This is a genomic window from Pedobacter punctiformis (assembly GCF_027213715.1).
In the GTDB taxonomy this organism is placed as follows: Bacteria; Bacteroidota; Bacteroidia; order Sphingobacteriales; family Sphingobacteriaceae; genus Pedobacter; species Pedobacter punctiformis.
Window position 1 is genome coordinate 128236 of record NZ_JAPWGM010000002.1, and the last position, 23557, is coordinate 151792.

19 protein-coding genes are annotated in these 23557 nt (G+C 35.9%); 14 read left to right on the top strand and 5 right to left on the bottom strand.

Annotation, left to right across the window (positions count from 1 at the left end; translation table 11 throughout):
- The first annotated feature begins 145 nt into the window (after positions 1-145).
- Complete coding sequence (locus tag O0955_RS06350; protein WP_010602585.1) at positions 146-325, top strand: hypothetical protein; 180 nt, start codon at positions 146-148, stop codon at positions 323-325.
- Positions 326-547: 222 nt separating this feature from the next.
- On the opposite strand, the gene O0955_RS06355 is transcribed toward O0955_RS06350, so the two are convergent.
- Positions 548-1612, bottom strand: a complete 1065-nt coding sequence (locus tag O0955_RS06355; protein WP_269426702.1) for an HmuY family protein — start codon at positions 1610-1612, stop codon at positions 548-550.
- Positions 1613-1641: 29 nt separating this feature from the next.
- Positions 1642-3714, bottom strand: coding sequence for a TonB-dependent receptor plug domain-containing protein (locus tag O0955_RS06360; protein ID WP_269426703.1), 2073 nt, complete (start codon positions 3712-3714; stop codon positions 1642-1644).
- Between the two features lie 102 nt (positions 3715-3816).
- Here O0955_RS06360 and O0955_RS06365 point away from each other — a divergent pair, with 102 nt between their 5' ends.
- Positions 3817-4740, top strand: a complete 924-nt coding sequence (locus O0955_RS06365) for a helix-turn-helix domain-containing protein (RefSeq protein WP_269426704.1) — start codon at positions 3817-3819, stop codon at positions 4738-4740.
- Between the two features lie 25 nt (positions 4741-4765).
- On the opposite strand, the gene O0955_RS06370 is transcribed toward O0955_RS06365, so the two are convergent.
- On the bottom strand, positions 4766-5782 hold the full coding sequence (locus tag O0955_RS06370; protein ID WP_269426705.1) for a LacI family DNA-binding transcriptional regulator: 1017 nt from the start codon (positions 5780-5782) through the stop codon (positions 4766-4768).
- Positions 5783-5943: 161 nt separating this feature from the next.
- Here O0955_RS06370 and O0955_RS06375 point away from each other — a divergent pair, with 161 nt between their 5' ends.
- The 12 genes from O0955_RS06375 to O0955_RS06430 all read left to right on the top strand — a co-directional run bounded on the left by O0955_RS06375 (position 5944) and on the right by O0955_RS06430 (position 20912).
- On the top strand, positions 5944-7296 hold the full coding sequence (locus O0955_RS06375; RefSeq protein ID WP_269426706.1) for a Gfo/Idh/MocA family protein: 1353 nt from the start codon (positions 5944-5946) through the stop codon (positions 7294-7296).
- Positions 7297-7529: 233 nt separating this feature from the next.
- The gene (locus tag O0955_RS06380) at positions 7530-8117 is read left to right on the top strand and encodes an RNA polymerase sigma factor (RefSeq protein ID WP_269426707.1); all 588 of its coding nucleotides are present in this window, start codon (positions 7530-7532) and stop codon (positions 8115-8117) included.
- Positions 8118-8308: 191 nt separating this feature from the next.
- Positions 8309-9463 (top strand): FecR family protein, encoded by a 1155-nt coding sequence (locus O0955_RS06385; protein ID WP_269426708.1) that lies wholly within the window; start codon positions 8309-8311, stop codon positions 9461-9463.
- Between the two features lie 281 nt (positions 9464-9744).
- Positions 9745-13065, top strand: a complete 3321-nt coding sequence (locus O0955_RS06390; protein WP_269426709.1) for a SusC/RagA family TonB-linked outer membrane protein — start codon at positions 9745-9747, stop codon at positions 13063-13065.
- Positions 13066-13092: 27 nt separating this feature from the next.
- Positions 13093-14655 (top strand): SusD/RagB family nutrient-binding outer membrane lipoprotein, encoded by a 1563-nt coding sequence (locus O0955_RS06395; RefSeq protein ID WP_269426710.1) that lies wholly within the window; start codon positions 13093-13095, stop codon positions 14653-14655.
- A 97-nt stretch (positions 14656-14752) separates the two neighbouring features.
- Complete coding sequence (locus O0955_RS06400) at positions 14753-15847, top strand: MBL fold metallo-hydrolase (RefSeq protein WP_269426711.1); 1095 nt, start codon at positions 14753-14755, stop codon at positions 15845-15847.
- A gap of 54 nt (positions 15848-15901) precedes the next feature.
- Positions 15902-16264, top strand: coding sequence for a hypothetical protein (locus O0955_RS06405; protein WP_269426712.1), 363 nt, complete (start codon positions 15902-15904; stop codon positions 16262-16264).
- A 70-nt stretch (positions 16265-16334) separates the two neighbouring features.
- Positions 16335-17141 (top strand): hypothetical protein, encoded by an 807-nt coding sequence (locus tag O0955_RS06410; protein WP_269426713.1) that lies wholly within the window; start codon positions 16335-16337, stop codon positions 17139-17141.
- Position 17142: 1 nt separating this feature from the next.
- On the top strand, positions 17143-18069 hold the full coding sequence (gene miaA / locus O0955_RS06415) for a tRNA (adenosine(37)-N6)-dimethylallyltransferase MiaA (RefSeq protein WP_269426714.1): 927 nt from the start codon (positions 17143-17145) through the stop codon (positions 18067-18069).
- 115 nt (positions 18070-18184) lie between these two features.
- Positions 18185-18703: an outer membrane beta-barrel protein gene (locus tag O0955_RS06420; RefSeq protein ID WP_269426715.1), complete on the top strand. Its 519-nt coding sequence runs from the start codon at positions 18185-18187 to the stop codon at positions 18701-18703.
- A 254-nt stretch (positions 18704-18957) separates the two neighbouring features.
- Entirely contained in the window at positions 18958-19491 is a 534-nt protein-coding gene (locus tag O0955_RS06425; protein ID WP_269426716.1) for a DUF3347 domain-containing protein, read from the top strand.
- Between the two features lie 131 nt (positions 19492-19622).
- Entirely contained in the window at positions 19623-20912 is a 1290-nt protein-coding gene (locus O0955_RS06430; RefSeq protein WP_269426717.1) for a citrate synthase, read from the top strand.
- 76 nt (positions 20913-20988) lie between these two features.
- On the opposite strand, the gene O0955_RS06435 is transcribed toward O0955_RS06430, so the two are convergent.
- A complete protein-coding gene (locus O0955_RS06435; RefSeq protein ID WP_269426718.1) occupies positions 20989-22131 on the bottom strand; it encodes a DUF3667 domain-containing protein in 1143 nt (380 codons plus the stop codon).
- A 28-nt stretch (positions 22132-22159) separates the two neighbouring features.
- Complete coding sequence (locus O0955_RS06440; protein WP_269426719.1) at positions 22160-23545, bottom strand: nucleoside permease; 1386 nt, start codon at positions 23543-23545, stop codon at positions 22160-22162.
- Positions 23546-23557 lie beyond the last annotated feature (12 nt).

Genomic DNA, 23557 nt, shown 5'->3' on the forward strand with positions numbered 1-23557 from the left:
TTATTATAGTTGTAGGGGCATGTTGACAGCTTAAAAATGTGCAAAACTTATTCCAAATAAATGTTAAGTTTCGCTTGTTAATTCAAGGTAAATATGTATTATTGAAAAAAATAAATTTTTTAAACCTTAAAAACATCAATTAGCGATGGAAAAATTCTCAAAAGTTAAAGCTGCAGTTGCTGCTATTGAAGCAGATGTAGAAAAATTTTATAATGCTGGCAATGCAGCTGCTGGTACTCGTGTGCGTAAAGCAATGCAAGATCTTAAAGTTTTAGCACAAGAAATCCGTGCAGAAGTAACTGACAAGAAAAACTCTGGAAAATAATATTTCGCGAGTAGAAACAAAAAGGGTTCCGGATACCGGAACCCTTTTTGCGTTTTATGGTGAATTGTAATCATCCAAAATCGTCATCCTGAACTCGTTTCAGGATCTTTTAATATATAAAGTAATGAAAATAAATCCCTTTAAAAAGATAAAGCTCCCCATCGCGGAGAGCATTTATCCAACTAACAAAACATATTTTCAAATATTGAGCACATTAATTTATCAGGCTTTTTTAACCAGTTTGTATTCCATAACCGGCTTACCACGGGTACCACCATCGTTAGAAATAAAACTTACAAATTTTAATTTATAAACGTTTCCGGCACCATCCTTAACCGCGTAAAAACGATCTGTTTTTACACCTAAGGTTCCACCAGAAGTAATTCTCCAGTTACCTGCAATTACATCACGTTCAGATTTAAAGGTTACCGAAGAAATGTCTGATTCTTTAAAGTCTGCATAACTTACTTTCGAAGTCAGCACTTCTCCGGCCTGAACGCCAGCAATAAAGTTTAAAATTACAAAGTCAGAAAAAGTATAAGGAATGGTTTCAGACGCTTTGTAAGTAGATAAAGACCATTCAATATCCCAATCTGCTTTTGCAGGCTCAACATTTACGGGGCCATTTACAAAAGAAACTGCTTTAAAGTTATAATTAGCATCTTTTGCTACCACTAAAGTTTTAAAGGTAGTTTCGTTAATTTTAGCGTATTGTAAAGTATAACCATTTCCGCTTCTTAAAACACGTACTTTTTGCCATCCTCTGTTTTCTGTAAAGCCAGCTGCACCACGATTTATGATATAAACTTTGTTCGCCGCATCAGTTGCAGAAACCTCTTTAATTACGGTTCCGCTTAAATATGCAGATTTTGTGCCACTTACGGCATCAACCAAGCCAAAACCACCAGCACCTTGGCCTAAGGCTAATGCAGCACTTGTTGCCAAAGCAGTTGTATCTGCAGCGGTTACCTGGTTTAAATCTGTTTTATCCAGGGCAATAGCTGTTGCTCCGGCTGTGTGGTTTAAAATTACCCGGAATTCATCACCGCTGTAGAAACCTAAATCCCATGATGCTCTTGCCACAGAAGTTTGTTTGTCTTTACTAAAATCTACATAAACACTGTTTCCAGCACTGCTTCCAGCTTCAGCGCCAATTAAACCATTTAATGTTAATGTACTTCCATCTGATGGTGGAACAACAATAACAGGTTCGCTGCTGTCTTTTTTACAAGCAGTAAAAGTGGCTGCAACAATAGCCATTGCGATAATCGAGTTAAATTTATTCATGTCTCTTTTTTTAGTATTATATTATTTATTTAAAATTTGCTCCAGTTATAAGTTAAACCAAGAATATACGAACGCCCATAAGTATATGGCACAGAAGTGCCGCCTGTACTGTGTGCCCCGCCTGTTGCGGTAGATGTATTGGTTAATTGAGTTACATTGAACAGGTTTTTTACACCAGCATTGATGTTTAAACCTTTATATAGTTTTTTACTAATCATTAAATCGGCCAGGTTAAAGGCACCAACTTCGCCCAGCGTGGCACTTTGAGAATTATTTGCGGTTGATAACTGATAACTTGGTTTTTTACCCACATATTTATAAAAAATGCTTATGGTTCCGTTAATTTCAGAGAAACTGTAGGTAACGTTTGCATTTATTTCAGCACTCCAAACAAAATCAGGAATATCCAGTGAAGGCACATCCTCTAATATTTCATTATAGTTTCCGATATAAGAGAAACCCAGTGAAGCTTGCACATTTTTGAAAACTAAGGTGTTTTCTAACGTTCCACCAGTTGTTTTAGATTTAGATACATTAAGGAGTGTGGTAATCTGAGAATTTTGAGGATCAAAGGCAAAGATGATTCTGTTTTTATATTGAGTGTAGAATCCCGAAAGGGTAGAACGGAATTGTAAATCCTTTTCCTGTATACCCGCCCACGCTAATGAGCCATTAAAACTGTTGGATTGTTCGGCTTTTAAATTGGGATTACCATAAATGTTATGACTTGCATCTACAAAATCGTAATAAAGTTCACGCAGGGCAGGTGCACGGAAGCCACGGGCGTAAGAAAGACGTAAGTCCAAATTTTTGGTTAAACTAAATTTCGTGTTTAAAGAGGGCACAAGAGGGGCGTCGTAAACAGAGTTTTTGATTACCCTGATTCCCGGGCGGATGTTGATGCCTTTTGCCGGTTTAATTTCAGAAGATAAAAAGAACGCATAATCATTAATGACAGGTGTTCCTGCTATTCTTGCTCCACTTGCTGCATCGCGGTTAAACTCAAAACCAGGCTGAAAAGAAATGTATGGATTAGGTACATACTGCGCTGTAGTTCTGAAAATGGTTGAATTAAATTTGGCTACATCCTGTTCGCCGGGCGCATCCGTTAATGCTTCTGTACTGGTTGTAAAATCATGAATTACCGTACGGGTTCCTCTTTTTAAATTGGTATAACCTGCAATAGCCGTAAACCGAAGTTTAGGATTTAAGCGCCACTCTGATTGTATCTGTTGCGTATACCGGTTGGTGGTATAGCTTTGAAACTTAGCTTTATAATTATTAGGATTTATGCCGCCACGAACATCAATGGTTTCATTTAAACCATCCAAACGGTACCAAATATTAAAGTTTTCATTTCTATACCCAATTTTGGTATTGCCCAGCCATTGTTCTTTAGGTTTCCATCGATTGGTTTCTGATTCAACTTCATCAATAGTAGCCGTTTTGGAGGCCAGGTTCCAGCCACTAAAATCATTGTGGGTAAAACCAGCTAATGCACTCCAGCCTTTATTTTGCCAGCTTCCCGTTACATTTTGCATGTGTTGTCCTTTGCCACTGAAAGCAGCATATTCATTTCCTGCAGTTTCTTCCTGTATTCTGGCCGCTAAATTTAATAAAGCTTTGCTTGCACCTTTGGTAATGATGTTAATTACACCAGCTAAGGCATCAGATCCGTAAACAACCGACATTGGGCCTTCAATAATTTCAATGCGATCAATAGTATTAATATCAATCTGATTTAAGCTTTCACGGGTGTCCGAACGATCAATCATTGGCACACCGTCCAATAATATTTTTATATTTCTGCCACTCATCCCCATTAACTGCACATCAGTTGTACCCAGAGTTAAATCGTTGCTAAAACGGAATCCTAATTCCGTATTTAAAATCTGCTGTACATTTGTAGCCGCTCTTAATCTTATTTTTTCTGAATTTATAGTACGAACGTTGTAAACAGAGTTTTTTAAAGATTGCGGACCAAACTGCCCCGTAATCACTACATCTTTCAAATCGTTTGCCTTAGCGGTATCTACTCTTACATCCTGACCCAAAGCAACAAATCCACTTAATACAAAGGCAATTGATAAATATATTTTCATTTATTTAGACTAATTATAAATAATTGTGCAAATTTGTCGATAATCAATCTAAACAGGTAACGCCAAACGGATAATTTATACCGTTAAACGGATTAAATCATTATGGAATTAAAACTATCAGATTATACTTCAGGAAAGAGCGTGTACCAGAGGGGATATCCTGAAAATTTTGATGGGCAGCATGACGTAGATACCGGCGAATATTATACAGAGGAACAGGATTATCAAATTCATTTTAAAGAAAAATGGTTTGACGGCATACACATCAGTATCGTTTCCGTTTTAGCAAAAGCATCGTCATTTTTATTTGAGATTGGCCATAATCATATTGGTTTTCTCTATTGTTTAGACGGAACTTTAAAGGTGAGATGTGGTGAAAACACAACCAGTATTAGTAAGAATCAGCAATTTTTAACTTTCAATTTACCTTTAAGTTTAACTTTCAATGCATCGGATACTGTTAAATACATCTATATTCAGCTTACTTCCTCTTATTATCAAAAGTTAACAAACGGGCAGTTTAAAGAAGAATTACTAACCAATTGTAAATTCAACACCCCTCTGCAGATTAATGCAATTGTACAATCGTTGGTTAATCAGAAATACTCTGGCAGGATTAAAAGATTGTTTCTTGAATCTAAAATTTATGAACTAATTATTTGTTATACTCAAAGAAACCCTGATTTGGCCAAAATTTCTTTGAAAGAAGAAGATGTAAATAAAATTTTGCTGGCCAAAAAACTGGTTGAAAGCGATCTGCAAAATCCCAACTCTCTTTTGGAGCTGTCACGCAAAGCCGGTATCAATGATTATAAACTTAAAAAAGGCTTTAAAGAAATAACCGGACATACTGTTTTTGGCTATTTATACAAACTTAGAATGGAAAAAGCCCATTCAATATTAACCAACGAGAAAAAAACAGTAAATGAAGTTGCCTTCCTGGTGGGTTATAAAAATCCACAGCATTTTACTGTTGCCTTTAAAAAACAGTACAATATTTTGCCCGGAAGTCTGAATAAATCCTAAAACTCAACGCAAACGTTTGAGTCAGTTACAATTTTTCTGAATTTATGACCAAATCAGACTCTACAAGTGTATTATAATAAGCCTGGCTTTCAGGATTTGGACTATTGATCAGGTCTAATAATATATTTGCAGCCTTTTGTCCCTGTAAATAGGGATATTGCTCTATGGATGCAATTGGGGTATGATCCAAATAACTGATAAACGGCAAATTGGCAAAACTAACCACATCAAATTCATTAACCACATTGGCCTTTTTTAGATATTTAATTAGAAAAAGGGCTACATAATCATTAAAAGTAACAATGGCCGTAGGTTTACGCTTATGATTTATAAACTGATTGGCCGCTTCGATGGTTCCCTTTTCGGTTAAATCGCAGTTTACAATTAGAGACGGGTCAAATTTTAAACGGTTAAAGGTAATGGCCTGCATATAACCCTCTTTACGTTCTTCACTGGCAAAAAGGGTAGTGGGGCCATTAATCATTCCAATGGTTCTATGTCCTTTTTTTAACAGGTAATTAACGGCCTTAACTGTTGCATTTTCTATGCTACAGGCTACATAATGTACATTTTTAAAAGGAGGAATCCTGTCGAAAAAAACCACAGGGATGTTAAAAGAATTTAATCTTTCAAAGTGATCAAATTTAGAAGTGTCTTTACTAATGGATACCAATAATCCATCAACCCGCTGATTTTTCATCTTTTCCACCAGTTTTACTTCCTGCTCATAATCGTCATGAGACTGAGCAAAGATTACCGTGTAGTTTTTTTTCAGGGCTTCATCTTCAATGGCTGAGATGGCGGTAGAGAAAAAATGCTCAGAAAGCTCAGGTAAAATAACACCAATAGTATATGTTTTACCCTTTTGAAAGAGTATTGCGGCATTATTTGGCTGATAATTTAAAGATTGAGCAAGTTGTTTTATTTTTTCTCTCGTTACAGCACCAATGCTGGGGTGATCGTGCAAACCCCTTGATACACTTGACGGTGAGATGTTTAAAATTTTGGCTATTTCTTTAATTGTTGTTGGTTTCGCTGACATATTAGGCACTAAACTACATTAATTTCTTACAATCGTAATAATACGAAATTAATCAAACGTTTGCGTAGTTTTTTTTCACCTCTTTTTTTTTCAGTCATATAAATATCTATACATTCGAATAAAATCAATTATCAAACCTATATACACACAATAACCAAATTATGAATAGAAGAGATTTTGTGAGAAATGCAGGATTAACTACAGCGGCTTTCGCAGCTATCCCGGATCAAAGTTTATTTGCATCATCATCAGCAGAAAAGATTAAAGTTGTAATGATTGGAGTAGGGCTTCGCGGCCAAAACCATTTATCATTACTGTTAAAAAGAGATGATGTGGATTTAGTCGCCATTTGTGATGTAGATGACCGCATGTTACAAATGAGTAAAGCCATTATTTCTAAAAGTGGTAAACCAATGCCTAAAATTTACACGGGCAGTAATGATGCATGGAAAAAAATGCTGGAATTAAAAGGCATTAAAGCAATTGTAATTGCAACTCCATGGGAATTTCACAAACCAATGATTTTAGGATCAATTGATGCGGGAATTAAATATGTAGCAACGGAGGTTATCCTGGGAATCAACATTCAGGATCATTGGGACGTTGTACATGCGGCTGAAAAAAATGATGCTCATGTAATGATGCTTGAAAACGTATGTTACCGCAGAGATGTAATGGCTGCTTTAAACATGGTAAGACAAGGCATTTTTGGCGAGATTTTACACTTACAAGGTGGTTATCAGCACGATTTAAGAGAAGTTAAATTTAACGATGGTGTTAATCCTTACGGCCACGGCGTAGAGTTTGGCGAAAAAGGTTTCTCTGAAGCGAAATGGAGAACCAACCACTCTGTTTATCGCAATGGCGATTTATACCCAACACATGGTATTGGCCCGGTTGCACAATGTATTAATGTAAATCGCGGTAACCGCTTTTTAAAGCTGAATTCGTTCGCAACAAAATCAAGAGGATTACATAATTATATAGTTGAAAAGGGCGGTGCAGATCATCCAAATGCTAAAGTGAATTTTAGATTAGGTGATATTGTAACCACAACAATTGACTGTGCAAATGGCGAAACCATTATTTTACAACACGATACCAATTTACCAAGACCATATTCTTTAGGTTTCAGAGTACAAGGAACCAAAGGTTTGTGGATGGATGTAAACAGCAGCATTTATGTAGAAGGTGTAAGTAAGCCACATACCTGGGATAAAGCAAAAGAATGGTTAGATAAATATGACCACCCGCTTTGGAAAAAATACGGTAACGATGCACAGGGAGCAGGTCATGGCGGTATGGATTTCTTTGTAATTCATGCATTTATTGAGGCTGCTAAACGCAATGAGCCAACACCTTTAGATGTTTATGATGCAGCAGCATGGAGTGCAATCACTCCTTTAAGTGAGCAATCTATAGAAATGGGTAATGAAACCATCGATTTCCCTGATTTTACTGGTGGAAACTGGATGCACAGAAAACCTATTTTTGCCCTTAACGACGATTATTAAGTTTACAACACCCAAATAATACCCTTAAATACCCCTCTAAAAAAGGGGTATTTTTTTAGAAGTTAATTTTTTGACCAAATATTTTCATTAAGTTTACTATAGGTTAATATTGACTCCGTTATTTTGATCATTATTAATTAAAATTATCGTGTTGTATTATCCCTGTTTAATTATCGCCTCTTGTCTGGAGTATTCAAAGCATGTGTTACAATTAACTCATTGTCTTAAATAGTATGTATCAGGAATTAGATAGTAATTTTTTCATTTTAGTAAAACTAAATAAGGAAAAAGCCTTTCAGCTTGTATTCGATGCATATTGGCATCCGCTTTACAAACAAGCTTTTAAAAAGGTGCAGTGTAAGGATATTGCAAAAGATCTGGTTCAGGACGTATTTATCTGTCTTTGGGATAAAATTGACTTGCTTGACGCAGAGGGAAGCGTACTTGCGTATACACATGCGATTTTACGCAATAAAATTCTTAAACTTTACGAAAAAAGTGAAGTGCGTTTACGTTATGCTGTAAGCGTTGCGGCAAACGGAGTACCTGCAGATCAGTATTCTCAAAATATTATTCTGGAAAAAGAATTAACTTCCATTATAAACCAGGAAATTGAGCGCATGCCCCCAAGAATGAGGGAAATTTATATGCTTAAAAAAGACGATGATTTATCCATCAGGCAAATTGCAGAAGATTTAGCAATTTCAGAACAAACGATAAAAAATCAACTTCAAATGGCTTACCAGCGTCTGCGGGATCGTGTGAAAATTTACGATTCGTCTCTGGCCTTATTGGCTTTACTTTTAACCAAACATCTGTAACACCTAAATTATTTTCTTTCTAAGGGATTAGTTTATTTCAGGTTTTAAGTCCCCGTTCACCTATTTCTATTACTCAGCATTAAGTTTATTCGGGTATTCACGGCGTTCCTGAATACAATTTTTGAAAATAAATAAATAGGGTATGGTACTTTATTACAGCTAATCGTATATACTCACAAAGACCAATCATTTTGAACACCAAAGAATTACAAAGACTATTAAAAAAGTACAATAACAAGACAGCCACACCTGAAGAAAAGCAGATGCTGGAGGCTTGGTACGAAACGATAAACGGGCAGGGAGCAGAAAGTACTGCTGAGGAAACTGTGCAACTTAAAAACGAAATATTTGGTCAGATTAAGTCTAAAATAGCAAGTAAACAAGTACAACCCGCTTCAAAGAGCAGAGTTAAAGTTTTATCTCTTCTTTTTGCAAAAGCAGCAATCCTGCTGGCTATTTTTTCTGCAGGTATATTCTTTTACTTAAAACGTACAGATTCTAATCTTTATACTTCGATTGTAAAAAGACAAAAAACAACCATTAAACCAGGCGGCAATAATGCGGTTTTAACCCTTGCGGATGGTTCAACCATAATCCTTAATCAAGCAGCTGACGGTCAGATTGGGAATCAATCAGGTGTTAGCATAACTAAAACTAAAAGTGGTGAACTGGTTTATACTTTCGCTGGAAATGTAAATGCGAAAAACACGGAGATTAATACGGTGAGTACTCCAAAAGGTGGTCAGTATCATTTAATCCTGATTGATGGTACCCATGTTTGGCTAAATGCAAATTCATCCATAAAATTTCCAGCCGCATTTGCTGGCAATGACCGTAAAGTAGAAGTAACAGGAGAAGTTTATTTTGAAGTGTTTAAAAATAAAATGAAACCTTTTATTGTAAATACCAGCCAATCAGAAATTAAAGTACTGGGTACGCATTTCAATGTAAATGCCTACGATGATGAAGCTTTTGAAAGAACAACTTTACTGGAAGGTTCGGTTGAACTTAAAAGAGGCCCGGAGAAAACCATTTTAACACCGGGTAAACAAGCCAGTATTGCTAAATCTTCTTCACATATTAAAATTAGTGATATTGACGACCTTGAGGCCATTATTGCATGGAAAAATGGATATTTCCAGTTTGATCATGCCGATTTGCAATCGGTTATGCGCCAGGTTTCCCGTTGGTATAATGTAAACGTAAGTTACAAAGGATCTGTTTTAAATAAAGAATATTCCGGTAAAATTCCTAGAAAAACTACTGCCGAAAAACTAGTTGAAATGCTTCATTACTCGGGCATTAAATGTAAGATAGAAAACAACCAAATAACTGTAAATCCATAATACAAAACAAAGCAAACCATTTAAACTAATTATTGATGAAGAAATAATACAAAACCAACCTCATTAATTAATCTTCTGCAAAATAAAAAACGAGAAGTGTTCGTACCACTTCCCGTCTTAAAGTTTGGGATTAATTGCCCTGTCAGGATAAATCCTCAGCAGGAACCACTAAGTTATCTAAGCTATAATGTTTTAAACCCAAATTCAAAGTTATGAATTTTAGTACATTCTTTAGTACTGTATTTAGGCTACAGTGCAAACCAAAACAAATAATATTGGTAATGAAGCTAACCACAATACTTTTACTTGCTACTCTTTGCCAGGTCAGTGCAAGTGTTTATAGCCAAAACCTTACCTTGAAACAGAAAAATGCATCAATAAGTGCAATTTTCAAATCAATTGAAAAGCAAAGTGATTATGTTTTTCTTTACGATAATCTGGAACTAGAAAAAGCTCAAAAAATAAGTATTGATGTAAAAAATGCTTCAATTGACGAAGTGCTGAACATTTGTTTTAAAGATCAGCCATTAAGTTATAAAGTATTCGAAAAAACAATTGTCCTGCGCAAAAAAGATCAGATGAGTTACCCTAACTTTTTTGAAAACATCCGCGGAAAGGTAACAGACGAAACAGGGCTGCCTATTATCGGTGCCAGTGTAATCATAAAAGGAACCAAAATAGGGGCCACAACTGATGCCAATGGTTCATTTACCATTAATGCATTGAAAGGTGCAGTACTGGTGATTTCTTACATTGGTTATACCACGAAAGAAATAACGGTGGACGATGATAAGAGTTATAACATCAGCTTGCAGCCCGCAACAAACAGTTTAACTGATGTTGTTGTAACCGCCTTGGGAGTTAAACGTTCTGAAAAATCTTTAGGTTATGCAGTGCAAAAAGTAGCTGGAAAAGATTTGCAGACCGTGAAAGGAGTAGACATTGGAACTTCGTTAACAGGAAGAGTTTCAGGTTTGGTGATTAAAAACTCAACTGAATTTAACGCTAAGCCAACAATCGAGTTGCGTGGCGAAGGTGCCTTATTGGTTATAGATGGTGTACCGTATGGAAATATGACCCTTCGCGATGTTCCAACGGATGATATTGAAAGTATGGACATTCTGAAAGGTCCAACTGCCTCGGCTTTATACGGTTCCAGAGCTTCGGGTGGTGTATTATTAATCACCACTAAAAAGGGTGCTGCCGGAAAAGGTTTTTCTATCGACGTAAACAGCAATACCATGGCCAGTTTAGGTTATTTGGCCATTCCCGAAGTTCAAAGTTCTTATGGACGTGGTCAAAATGGTGTTTTAGATAACGATTATGTTTGGGGCCCGAAGCTTGATGCCGGAAATACCGCTACAGACTGGAACCCGGCAACGAAACAATTTGAACCCAACCGTCCCTTGTTATCGTTAGGAAAAGACAATCTGAAAAATTTTATGAATACTGGTTTGGTATTCAATAACAACATCAGCTTGGCACAAACAGGTGATAATGGCAGCTTCAGAATCGGTTTGAATGATATTTATAATAAAGGTGCTTTTCCAAATCAAAACCTGAACATGATTAATTTAACCCTTGCCGGTGAGATCAAAATCAATGATAAGTTTAAACTGGAAAGCCATGTGGGTATAGGCAGACGTTGGGCTGATCAGATATGGGGCGGTGGTTATGGCAATCAAGGCTATTTATATCAGTTAGTGATGTGGACAGGTACTGAATACGATATTAGAGACTATAAAGACTACTGGAAAGTGCCCAATAAAACACAAAACTGGATGTACACCAACTGGTATGATAATCCTTATTTAATTGCTTACGAGAAATTAAACGGCTATCAGGAAAATACCTTAAATGCTAATGTTACAGCTACTTATGAGTTTAATAAAGATTTTAGCTTATTGGCCCGCCTGGGATACGATAATTACAACAATAAAACAACCTTTCGTAATCCTACCGCCAATATATATTCAACAAGGGGTGGAGCCGTTAACGGTAGTGGCTGGAATGCAAAAGGAATGTATTCTATAAGTGATAAACGTGGTTTTAGTACTAATGATGATATTATCCTGAGTTATAAGAAAAAACTAAGTAAATGGACGATTGATGCACTTGCTGGTGGAACAATTTATTACTGGATTGATGAATCTTTAAATGCCACCACTAAAAATGGATTAATCAGCCCAACTTTTTATTCTGTAGCAGGCTCCATTGAACCACCAACAGTTTCCCAAGGTTATTCAACCCGGCAAATTAACAGTTTATATGGCAGAGCTTCATTTGGGTGGAATGATGCAGTATTTTTAGATTTTACAGGCCGAAATGACTGGAATTCATCTCAGCCAAAAAACTCACGTTCTTATTTTTATCCTTCAATCGGTTCAAGTGTCGTACTTTCTGAATTAATAAAAATGCCGGAGGTTATTGATATGTTTAAACTGAGAGGATCGTGGGCCGTATTTAAAACCGCATTTGATCCTTATGCAATCAACAGGGCTTATGGCACAACAACTGCCGCATGGAACGGACTTAACGCAGCCAGTTATCCATCTTACTTAATTGGCGAAGGACTTTTACCAAGTTCGCAAAGAACTTATGAAGTTGGAGCCGCCGGTTATTTATTAAAAAAACGGTTACATTTTGATGTAACTTATTTTAACAAATATTACTACAACAGGCAAACAGATCTTAAAGAAAATGGTAACACAGCTTATCTTCCAGGATCGAGCGGCTTTAATATGGCTATTGTAAATACCCAGGAAACTTACGAAAGAAGAGGGTTAGAGATTACAGTAGATGGATCTATTATTAAAAATAAAAATTTTGAGTGGCACTCAACCATTAACTGGTCTAAGCAACACCGCTATTATGTAAATCTCGATCCGGTATATTCCCCTGATAATCTTTGGGTTAAAAAAGGAGAACGTTTAGATACTTACACGGGCAATTATTGGTTAAGAGATCCAAATGGTAGTCTGATTTACGAAAGTGGCCTCCCGGTATGGAGTGATTATGTTAAAAAATATGGCTACGGTGAACCCGATTTTAGTTTTGGTTTCATCAACAACTTCACCTACAAAAACTGGAATCTTGGAGTTAACATTGATGGCCGCATTGGTGGATTGATGTACAACTACCTGTATGATAAAATGTGGGATTCGGGTACCAACCCTGAAAGTGATAATATTTACCGCTACAATCAGGTTGTTTTAAAACAGGATAATTTTGTTGGTCAGGGGGTAAAGGTGATTTCAGGAAGTGTTACTTATGATAAATATGGCCAGATTACCAGCGATACCCGTAAATATGGCGTAAATGATACTCAAATTGGTTATCAGGATTATGCACAGTGGTACCGGGGCGGAGATGCAGGTATTCAAAACGAATCGTTCATCAAATTACGGGAGGTTTCTTTAGGTTACCGCTTCCCGGCCAAATTGCTTGAAAAAGTTGGAATGAAAAGCGCATCGTTTTCTTTAACCGGACAAAATTTATTTATGTGGACCAACTTTAAATATTCAGATCCGGATGTGGACACTGAAAACCTGAACTCGCCATCAATGAGAATGGTTGGTTTTAACTTAAAAGTTGGATTCTAACATTAACACCTTTCTAATACTAATTTTATGAAAAGTAATTTAATAAAATATACATTAATAATTCCTGTTCTGGTTTTATTAAGCAATGGATGTAAGAAATTTGAGGCGATAAATACCAATCCAAATGTAACTACACAAGTAAGTTCGGCCATGTTGGCCACTGGTATGATTTTAAATATCACAAGGAGCGATATCAGTTCTCAAAAAAGTTTTATGCAGCCTTATTTACTGGGAAAATATATGACCTGGGGAGAAGGACAGGAGAATCTTCAGTATAATAAAATCGGAAGAACAGATTTTGGCCGGATCACACTTTTACGCAATATTACGCCTATGGTTAATTATGCAACCAGTGATGAATTAAAAAAATCATATATGGCTTTGGGGCATTTTATCCGGGCCTGGCAATTTTACATGACCACCATTCAGGTAGGCGATATTCCATTTACGGATGCCGTGAAAGGCGAAACAGAGAATGTTCTAAAGCCAAAATACGATACTCAAAAAACAGTATTTTTAGGTATATTGAATGAATTAGACCAGGCGAACCAACTTTTTTCTGAAGGTGCTAACTTTGAAGGTGATCCAATTTATGCAGGGAAAGTAGACAACTGGAGAAGACTTACAAACAGTTTCGAATTACATGTTTTAATTAATTTATACAAAAAAACAGGTGATGCCGATTTAAAAGTAATTGACCGCTTTAAGGATATTGTGGCTAACCGGCCATTAATGCGTGATTACAAAGATAATTTTGCACTGGCTTACAATGCAACTGCGGGCCAAAATTATCCATGGAGCGATGTACCTGCAGGTTCGGGTAACTCATTTGTGAAATCTAATTACACCATGTTAACCAATACTTTACTAGAACCTTTAAAAATATTAAAAGACAGACGTTTATTTTACTACGCTAAACCATCTCCTGTTAAAATTTCAGGTGGTTTAAGTGAAACAGATTATAATGCTTACCCAAGTATTGAACCTTCTGATTCTTTCTCCAGCTTACAAACACGCCGGGTAAATAAAGATTATACTGACATTAATAATCGTTATATACAATTGGTTAATGCAGAACCGGTAAGTGTTTTTAGTTACTGGGATTTGGAATTTGTACTGGCTGAGGCAACCGTTCGAGGTTGGATAACTGGCGCTTCAGCCCAAAGTTATTATGCCGCAGGCATCACCAATTCCATGAATTTTATTGTTGCCAATACACCCGATTTAGCCGATTATCACCACAACATGAAAATGGACGCGGCCTATATTGCAACTTATCCAACATTGGCAGGTGTAGCGCTGGCCGGAACAACAGAAGAACAAATCAGTCAGATTATTACACAAAAATACCTGGCTAATTTCTTGCAAGGCAGCAAATACCAAGGCTGGTTTGAAAATAGAAGAACAGGATACCCTGTGTTTAAATTAAATTCTTCAACCAATTTAAATACCCCGTCAACAAATTTTCCATTAAGGTGGTTATACCCTTCCAATGAATTAAGTTACAATTCAGCCAATTTAGAGGCAGCTGTCGCCAGCCAATATAGTGGTAGTGATGATGTGAATAAGGTTATGTGGCTTTTAAAATAATTTTATACCTAAATTACCGCTTCTAAGCCCTTCTAAATGGAAGGGCTTTTTTTATAAATAAAATTCAGCTTACTTTAGCTTAATTATTATACTTGAAATGATCATAATTTATATTTTAATACTGCTGGTTCTGATTTTATTGATCGTAATCAATTTACCTGTATTTGGTCGTTTGCCTAAAGGAAATCGTTTAAATGCTATTCACCGTTTGGGTAATTATAAAGATGGGGCGTTGCAAAACCAGTCGGTAACCCCAATGCAACCCGAAGGCGTTAGTTTTTTCAGGCTTCTTAAAGCGTTTCTATTTGAAAAACATCCTGATAAAAGTCCTTTAAAGCCACTTCAATATATACATCCAGCCATAGAGGGTACAAATGTAACCAGTAATCCGGAAATTATCTGGTTCGGACATTCCTCTTACCTGATCAAAATTAACGGCTATAGAATTTTAGTTGATCCTGTTTTTAGCCAAACCCCTTCACCTTTTTCATTTATTGGCAGTAAAGCATTTTTAGGAACCGATTTTGTAAAAGCAACCGCATTTAAAGATATTGATGTGTTGCTGATTACCCACGATCATTACGACCATTTAGATTACCCGAGTATTTTAAAAATTGCGCCAAATGCTAAAAAAATCGTAACTTCTATTGGCGTAGGTTCGCACCTGGAAAGGTGGAGCGTGCCATTGGCTAAAATAACAGAGTTACATTGGGATGAGACCGCAATTATTTGGGATAACCTGAAATTTACCGCGGTTCCGGCAAGGCATTTTACCGGACGGAAATTTAAACGGAATCAAACATTATGGTCAGCATTTGTTTTACAGGCCGAAAATTATAAACTTTTTTTAGGTGGAGATTCTGGTTACGATGCGCATTTTAAATCAATTGGTGAAACGTATGGACCTTTTGATCTTGCTTTGTTAGAGTGTGGTCAATACAATGCTTACTGGCCTTACATTCATATGTTTCCTGAAGAAACGGTGCAGGCCGCTAAAGATCTTGGTGCTAAAATTTTAATGCCGGTACATTGGGGTAAGTTTAGTTTGGCCATGCATGCATGGTACGAACCGATTACCAGGGTAGTGGCAGAGGCTGAAAAGCAGAATTTTAAAATTATTACGCCAAGATTGGGAGAAACCGTAATTTTAAATCAAAGTTACCCGGTTGAACAGTGGTGGTTAGAACAATAAAATTTAAACAATAAACAGGCTTCAGTGTTTAATCGTTATAATCAAAAAGCAATTATGAAAACAGACCTTGTAGAAATTTTTCAAACCATTAGAGCAGGTGTTCAGCCTTACGCAACCCGAGGTTATGCAGTACACGAGAATTCTGAAACCGGGTATGATTTATACAGTGAGAAAAATATTGAAACAGCAGAAGGGAAAATCACTGAACGTTTCTTTATCGGAATATACATTGATGGTGCTGAAGTAATTGTGAAATTAAATACCAGCGAATTTGAACCTTCCAACCACGATTTATATGATTTCGGAAAAGATAAAAAAGGGCTTAAAATCAAGGCTTTGGATAATGAGAAACTAAAAGAATTGAAAACGCTGATCGAAATTATTCATACCCATTTTAAAGAAAAAGAATGGATTTAAACTCATTTTGATCAATGATGATTAGATTTGCAGCGGATTTCCAGTAAATCCGGTTAAATACAAAATCTGATTGAACAATTATTCTCAAAAGATTCAAGACAATAAAATTGCCTGGCACCAAAATCTTAAAAATGCTTTAAGTGAAGGGCAAATAGACTATAACATACAGTTAGAAGGTAATTTTTGCTTAATTAATTTAGATAAAAATTGCCTTTTGATTAATCTGGTTAGCATTCATAATTCCTTTACGGCTGATGAACTGTTAAAACTTCAAAACCATTTCCATCTTCAAAATATAAAACTCATTCACCTGTGGGAAGACGTGTGGCTTACTAAACCACAGCAGGTTTTGGCGAGAATAAGATCTTTAACAGGCCTTAACCTTCGCATTCATGGTAGAAAAACCAAAGTATTTAAAATTACTAAACCAGTTTCAGATGCTTTTTTAAACATCAACCACTTACAAGGTGCGGTAAGCAGTCGCTATAAATTAGGTCTTTTTTTAAATGACGATTTAGTTGCAGTAGCTACATTTTCGGCCTTACGCCAAATGAAACACACTGCAAATTATAAATCTGCTGAACTGATTCGCTTTGCTGTAAAATCCGGCTATTCGGTTACCGGTGGTTTAAGCAAGTTAATTAATCATTTCTATGAACTTTTAAAGCCCAACGATATTATGACTTATGCCGATAGAGATTGGTCTGCTGGTGAAGCTTATTCGACATTGGGTTTTGTCCAAACCGATGTTTTAGCATCTAAATCCTTTATTTTAGATGATTCTTTAAATCGTCATTTAGAAAAAGTACAAACCTTCTCATCGAAGCGTAAGGAAGTTTTTAATACCGGAAGTTTAAAGTATTTATTAAAATTTTAATATGTCTGTAAATCCATTGCTTATTATATTAGGTGCTACAGCTTCAGGTAAAACCCACCTAGCTGTAAATCTGGCTCATGATTTAAATGGCGAAATAATCAGTGCAGACAGCAGGCAGGTTTTTAAACACATGGACATTGGAACCGGGAAAGATTTAAATGAATATCACATTAAGGGAAAGATAATCCCACACCATCTGATTGATATTTTAGAACCCGGAGAACGTTATCATGTAAATGCTTTCAAAGAAGATTTTTATAATGCTTTTCAAACGATTACCCATAAAAATAGGTTGCCAATTCTTTGTGGAGGCACAGGTATGTACATTCACAGTTTGTTGCAAAATCAGGAATTTACCGCTGTTCCGGTTAACGAAGGATTGAGAACTGCATTGGAATTGCAATCAAGAGAAGCGCTGAATGAGCGTTTAAATTTATACTCAAATCAGGAACATGTTGATATAAATTCTAAAAAAAGATTAATCAGAGCAATTGAAATTGCCGAATATTTAAAGCACAATACACTGGATACAGTGGATAGACCAACATTTAAACCAATCGTTTTTGGATTAAAAAATACAGTAGAAATTACCCGTGCTAAAATATTAAAACGTTTAAACGAGCGGTTAAATGCCGGAATGATTGAAGAAGTAAAAGATTTGCTCAGCTATGGCATTAGTCAGGAAATGCTGGTATTTTATGGCCTTGAATATAAATTTATAGCGCAATATTTAGCCGGAGCGTTCAGTTTTGATGACTTAAAATTGAAACTTGGCATTGCAATTTGTCAGTTTGCTAAAAGACAAAGTACTTTTTTTAGGAAAATGGAAAAAGACGGAGTGAAAATTAACTGGCTTAATGCGGCCCAGAATGATGATGTTTTAAAAACTGAAGTCGCCAATAAGCTTAGTATTGAAGGGATTAACTAAAACCTTAATATTTTGACATTAATACAATGTTAAAATCATATTAAAAAGGCCCTTTGGCACACAGTTTGTATTTGTGAGCATATATTATTTAATATTAACTCAAAAAATCACAACAATGAAAACAATTACTAAAATTCTTGCTACTTCAGCAGCTGTAGTGGCTTTATTTTTTACGTCAACGAGTGTTAATGCACAACAAAAATTAGGAATTGGTTTAAATGTAGGTTTACCTACAACAGATGGATATAGTTTTGCAATTGGTGGTGATGTTCGTTATCAGTTTGATATTGATAAACAATTGTCAATTCCGGTAACGGCTGGTTATACGCACTTTATCGGTAAAGAAATAGGAAACTCAGGTTTTAATGTTCCTGATTTTGGATACATTCCGGTTAAAGCTGGTGTTAAATACTTTTTTGATCCGTCAGGTTCAGGAGTATATGGTTTAGCTGAATTAGGTGCTGGTATTGGCATTACTCCAAGTGGCGCAAAAACTGGATTCCTTTATGCACCTTCAATAGGTTATGCATGGAGCAGTGGTTTAGATTTAGGTGTTAGATATGAAGGAAACTCCGTAAGTGGAGGTACTTTAGGTCAGGTTGCATTAAGAGTTGCTTACGGTTTCAAATTGTAAGAAGTATAAATATTTTATTAAAACCTCCGGGATATTTGCCCCGGAGGTTTTTTTATGTTCAATTTTTCTTGCAGCTTGTTCGTCTAAGCACTCCTGCAATTTCTTTCAAATAAAGCAAACCATGTAGCTTGTACACTTGTTATCATTGAAATTATAATTACAAAATCATATAATTTAAGGCCTCCGAATTTTCAGGGGCTTTTTTTATGGTTTTAATATTTAAATTGCTATTTTGAACCCAAAACCAAATAACAATGAAACGAATACTCGGAATAGCCCTAGTAGCTGCTACGTTGATGGCCTGTAATCAGACAGAGAAAAAAGCATCAGAAACTAAAGACTCTACCACGAAAGATACGTTAACCGCTAAAAGTGCTGTGGTACTGAAAGACGAGAAAATCAATACAATTTTTACGCAGTACGAAGGCATTAAGAATGCACTGGTTCAATCAGATTCAATTGCGGCCCAACAATCTGCAGCTTTATTACAAACCAGTTTAATAAGTTATAAAGGCTGTGAATCTACAGCGGTTACGGCCAGCAAAATTGCAGACAGTAAAAACCTTGCTTCTCAAAGAAAAGATTTTACAGCACTTAGTTCAGATTTGATCGCATTGTTTAAGCATGCGGACGTAACTGAAGGTACTATTTACGTACAACATTGCCCAATGGCCAATAAAGGTGATGGGGGAGATTGGCTATCGACCGAAAAGGACATTAAAAATCCATACTATGGAGCGGAAATGTTAACCTGTGGCCGGGTAGTAGAAGAAATCAAAACAAAATAAAATGTAAGCAATTTTAAATTGAGCACGATTGTTACGTCATCCTGACTAATAATTCACATTAATTTAACAGATTTGCTATGCATGTATATTAATTTTACATAATTTAGAAGCTATAAACATAAGATAATAATATGTCAGATATTGCAGAGATTAAAGTTGATGGTAATACATTTGAATTACCCGTAATTACCGGAACAGAAGATGAAAAGGCTATTGATATTTCGAAACTTAGGGATTTAACCGGTTTTGTTACTTTAGATACCGGGTTTAAAAATACTGGATCAACAAAGAGTAAAATCACCTTTTTAGATGGTGAAAAAGGCATTTTGAAATATAGAGGTTATTCTATTGAGCAACTTGCTGAAAAATCCAGCTTTTTAGAAGTTGCATATCTGATTGTTTATGGAGATTTACCTACACAAGAACAACTGGATGGTTTCCAAAATGAAATCAGTAAACATACCCTGATTCATGAAGACATGAAAAAGTTCTTTGATGGTTACCCTTCAAGATCTCATCCAATGGGTCAGTTAGGTTCTCTAATCTTCTCTCTTTCAACATTCTATCCTGAATGTTTAAAGCCAAATCAAACAGCTGAAGAGCAAAATTTAACCATTATTAAGCTTTTAGCTAAACTGCCAACAATTGTTTCTTTCATTTATAAAAAATCCTTAGGCCATCCACTTATTTATCCAAAAAATAGATATGATTATGTTACCAATTTTCTTTGGATGACATTTGGACAACGTACCGAAGATTATGAAGTAAATCCGGTTGTGGTTAATGCCATGAACAAATTGTTGATTCTGCATGCAGATCACGAACAAAATTGTTCAGCATCAACTGTACGTATTGTAGGTTCTTCTGATTGTAATTTATATGCATCAATTTCTGCAGGTATTGCTGCACTTTGGGGCCCGCTGCATGGTGGTGCTAACCAGGCTGTAATTGAAATGCTTGAGTTGATTAAAGCGGATGGCGGAGATACAGAGAAATGGATTAATAAAGCAAAAGATAAAAACGACTCATTCCGTATGATGGGCTTTGGACACAGGGTTTACAAAAACTTTGATCCACGTGCAAAAATCATTAAAAAAGCATGCGATGATATTTTAGATAACCTGGGCATCGATGATCCGATTTTAGAAATTGCCAAGAAATTAGAAGAAGCTGCTTTAACGGATCAATATTTCATCGACCGTAAGTTGTATCCAAACGTAGATTTTTATTCGGGCATTATTTACAGAGCCTTAGGCTTCCCATCAGAAATGTTTACCGTATTATTTGCATTAGGACGTTTACCGGGATGGATTGCACAATGGAAAGAAATGCACGAGAACAAAGAACCAATTGGTCGTCCGCGTCAGATCTACGTTGGCGAAACAGACAGAGAGTTTGTTGAAATCAAAAAACGTAAATAGTAATAGTAATAGAAATATAAAAGGCCTCTGATAATTTATCAGAGGCCTTTTTTTGTAGATAAAATTTTATAAAAAATTAAGCCAGGAAGTAATAAATAAGGTTTTCAATAACCATTTCTGATAAACTGAAGGCAACCAGATATAAAACCACAATTAAAATCATTTTCTTAATGGTCGCACTTCTGGTTCGTTGATAAAAAACTTTTAATCCAGTGTACATATACCAAATTACAGCAGCCACTACCAGCCATTTAATTCCGGTACTTACATAAGAATCCGGGCCAAAAACATATTGCTGCAGGGGTACAGTTGCTATTTTCAAAAGAAAAAAAGCAGTCATGCCATGTATGGTAAAAATTAGGTGATCTAAGTAATAAATATGATTTCTTCTAAAAATTCGCATGATGAAAAAGGCAAGTAAAGGCATCAATAAGAAATATTGTTTAGCTCTGTAGTGCTCAACTTCTTCAGATAATGACCAAAAACCGTTTGATGATTTTTGATTAATAGAGATATCACGTTTTTTTAAAAGTCGCTCGTACCAATTATCACGCTCATCAGCAGATAATTTGCTCTGCCGGGATAAATAAGACTCGTAAGTACTATCCTGTTTTATAATGTGAAAACCACGATAAGATTCCAGAATTTCCTCAATTGAATCCTGATTTGAAGCTGTTTTTTGTGCTTCTAAATTTTTAATAATACTATCCTGCGCTTTGAAAGAGAGTTTTTTAAATTCTTTAATTGAAAGGCTATGGCTTATTCGGGTTACAGCACTACTTATTATGCTCTTACTAAGCCCCATTTCCTCTAATTCTTTCCCAACAGTATCTCTCAAAATTTTTGTAGCTTCTTTAGCTGGTGCTTCTACCTTTGCTTCATGCTTAGTTTCTTTTTCATGGTTACCTCCAGCTTTGGGTACAATTAAAAAATAAACAATAGACACAAAAATATACATACTCACCGGGTTAATGTAGCGAGCACGTTTTCCAGCTAAATAATCAAGCGTAACTTGTCCTGGCTGAGTAATTAAAGGTTTTAATGTTTGAAAAAACTTATTATCGAAGTGAAAATAATGAGCAATACTATGGCTTATAAATTGCCAAAAATTTTCTTTCAGTTCTAAATTAGGTTGCCCGCAATCACTGCAGTAATGTTTTTCTACCTGTGCGCCACAGTTTAGGCAATTGTGTTCTTTTCTGTATTTACCGACTGACATAAGGATTTAAGAGGATGAGTATAATTATCTAGTGGTTGATGGCTTCAATGGCTTGTTGTTCGGCTCTGGTGTGTTTGTGTTTAAACAGCAAAGCAAATAAAACCGTAATAACCAATGCATAAACGGTAAATGAAAGCCAGATGTGGTGCCAGTCTTTCATATAAATGGTTTTATCGAAAGTACCATTGTTTAAAATGCTTACACCTTGTTCTTTTATGTATTTAAGTAAATGGGTATTTGTTGGTTCAGACCCGACGAAAAGGGAGGTGGATTGTACATCGGTAAATGCTTTTGTAAAATATTTATCAATCATCCACCCGGATACCAAACTACCAAATACGGCTCCAAAGCCATTGGTCATCATCATAAACAAACCCTGAGCTGATGAACGTGTTTTTGCAGTAGTCGAGGTTTCAACAAACAGGGAACCTGAAATATTAAAGAAATCGAATGCCATACCATAAACTACGCATGATAAAACAATCATCCATAAGTTTCCTGCCGGATCACCGTATGCAAATAAACCGAAGCGGAAAACCCAGGCCATCATGGCAATAATCATTACCTTTTTAATACCAAAACGCTTTAAAAAGAAAGGTATCGCTAAAATAAAAAGTGTTTCTGATACCTGAGAGATTGACATGATGATGGTAGAATATTGAACTACAAAAGATTCTGCATATTTAGGAAAATGCTTAAATTCATCTAAATACACATCTCCATAGGCATTTGTAAGTTGTAATGCACCACCCAAAAACATGGAGAATATAAAGAATAAAGCCATTTTGTAATTGGCAAATAACTTAAAGGCTTCTAAACCTAAAGTTTGCATAAGCGAAGCTTTTTCTGATATTAATTTTGAAGGCTTGCATTTTGGTAAACTTAAAGCATAAATGCCTAGTAAAAACGCTGAAATACCTGCGATGTAAAATTGATTGGCACTTGCTTTATTTCCGGTTAAGTTTGTAATCCACATGGCTGCAATAAAACCAACTGTTCCCCAAACCCGGATAGGCGGGAAATCTTTTACAACATCCAGATTAGTGGATTTTAGCGTGGTGTACGAGATGGAGTTACTCAATGATATGGTTGGCATGTAAAAACACATTGCAACCAGCATTACCCAAAAAAAAGCGTTCGGACTTTCTACCTGCGGCAAATAAAACAATACACCAGCATAAAGAATGTGAAGTAAGGCATATAATCTTTCTGCATTGATCCATTTATCAGCAATAATTCCGGTAAGGGTAGGCATAAATAAAGAGGCAAATCCCATTGTTGCAAATATTGCCCCAAATTGCGTACCGTCCCAATGCTTAGTACCAAACCAATAATTTGCAATCGTAATTAGCCATGCACCCCATACGAAAAACTGCAAAAAGCTCATCAGAGTTAAGCGAAACTTAACATTCATAATAATAGTTTA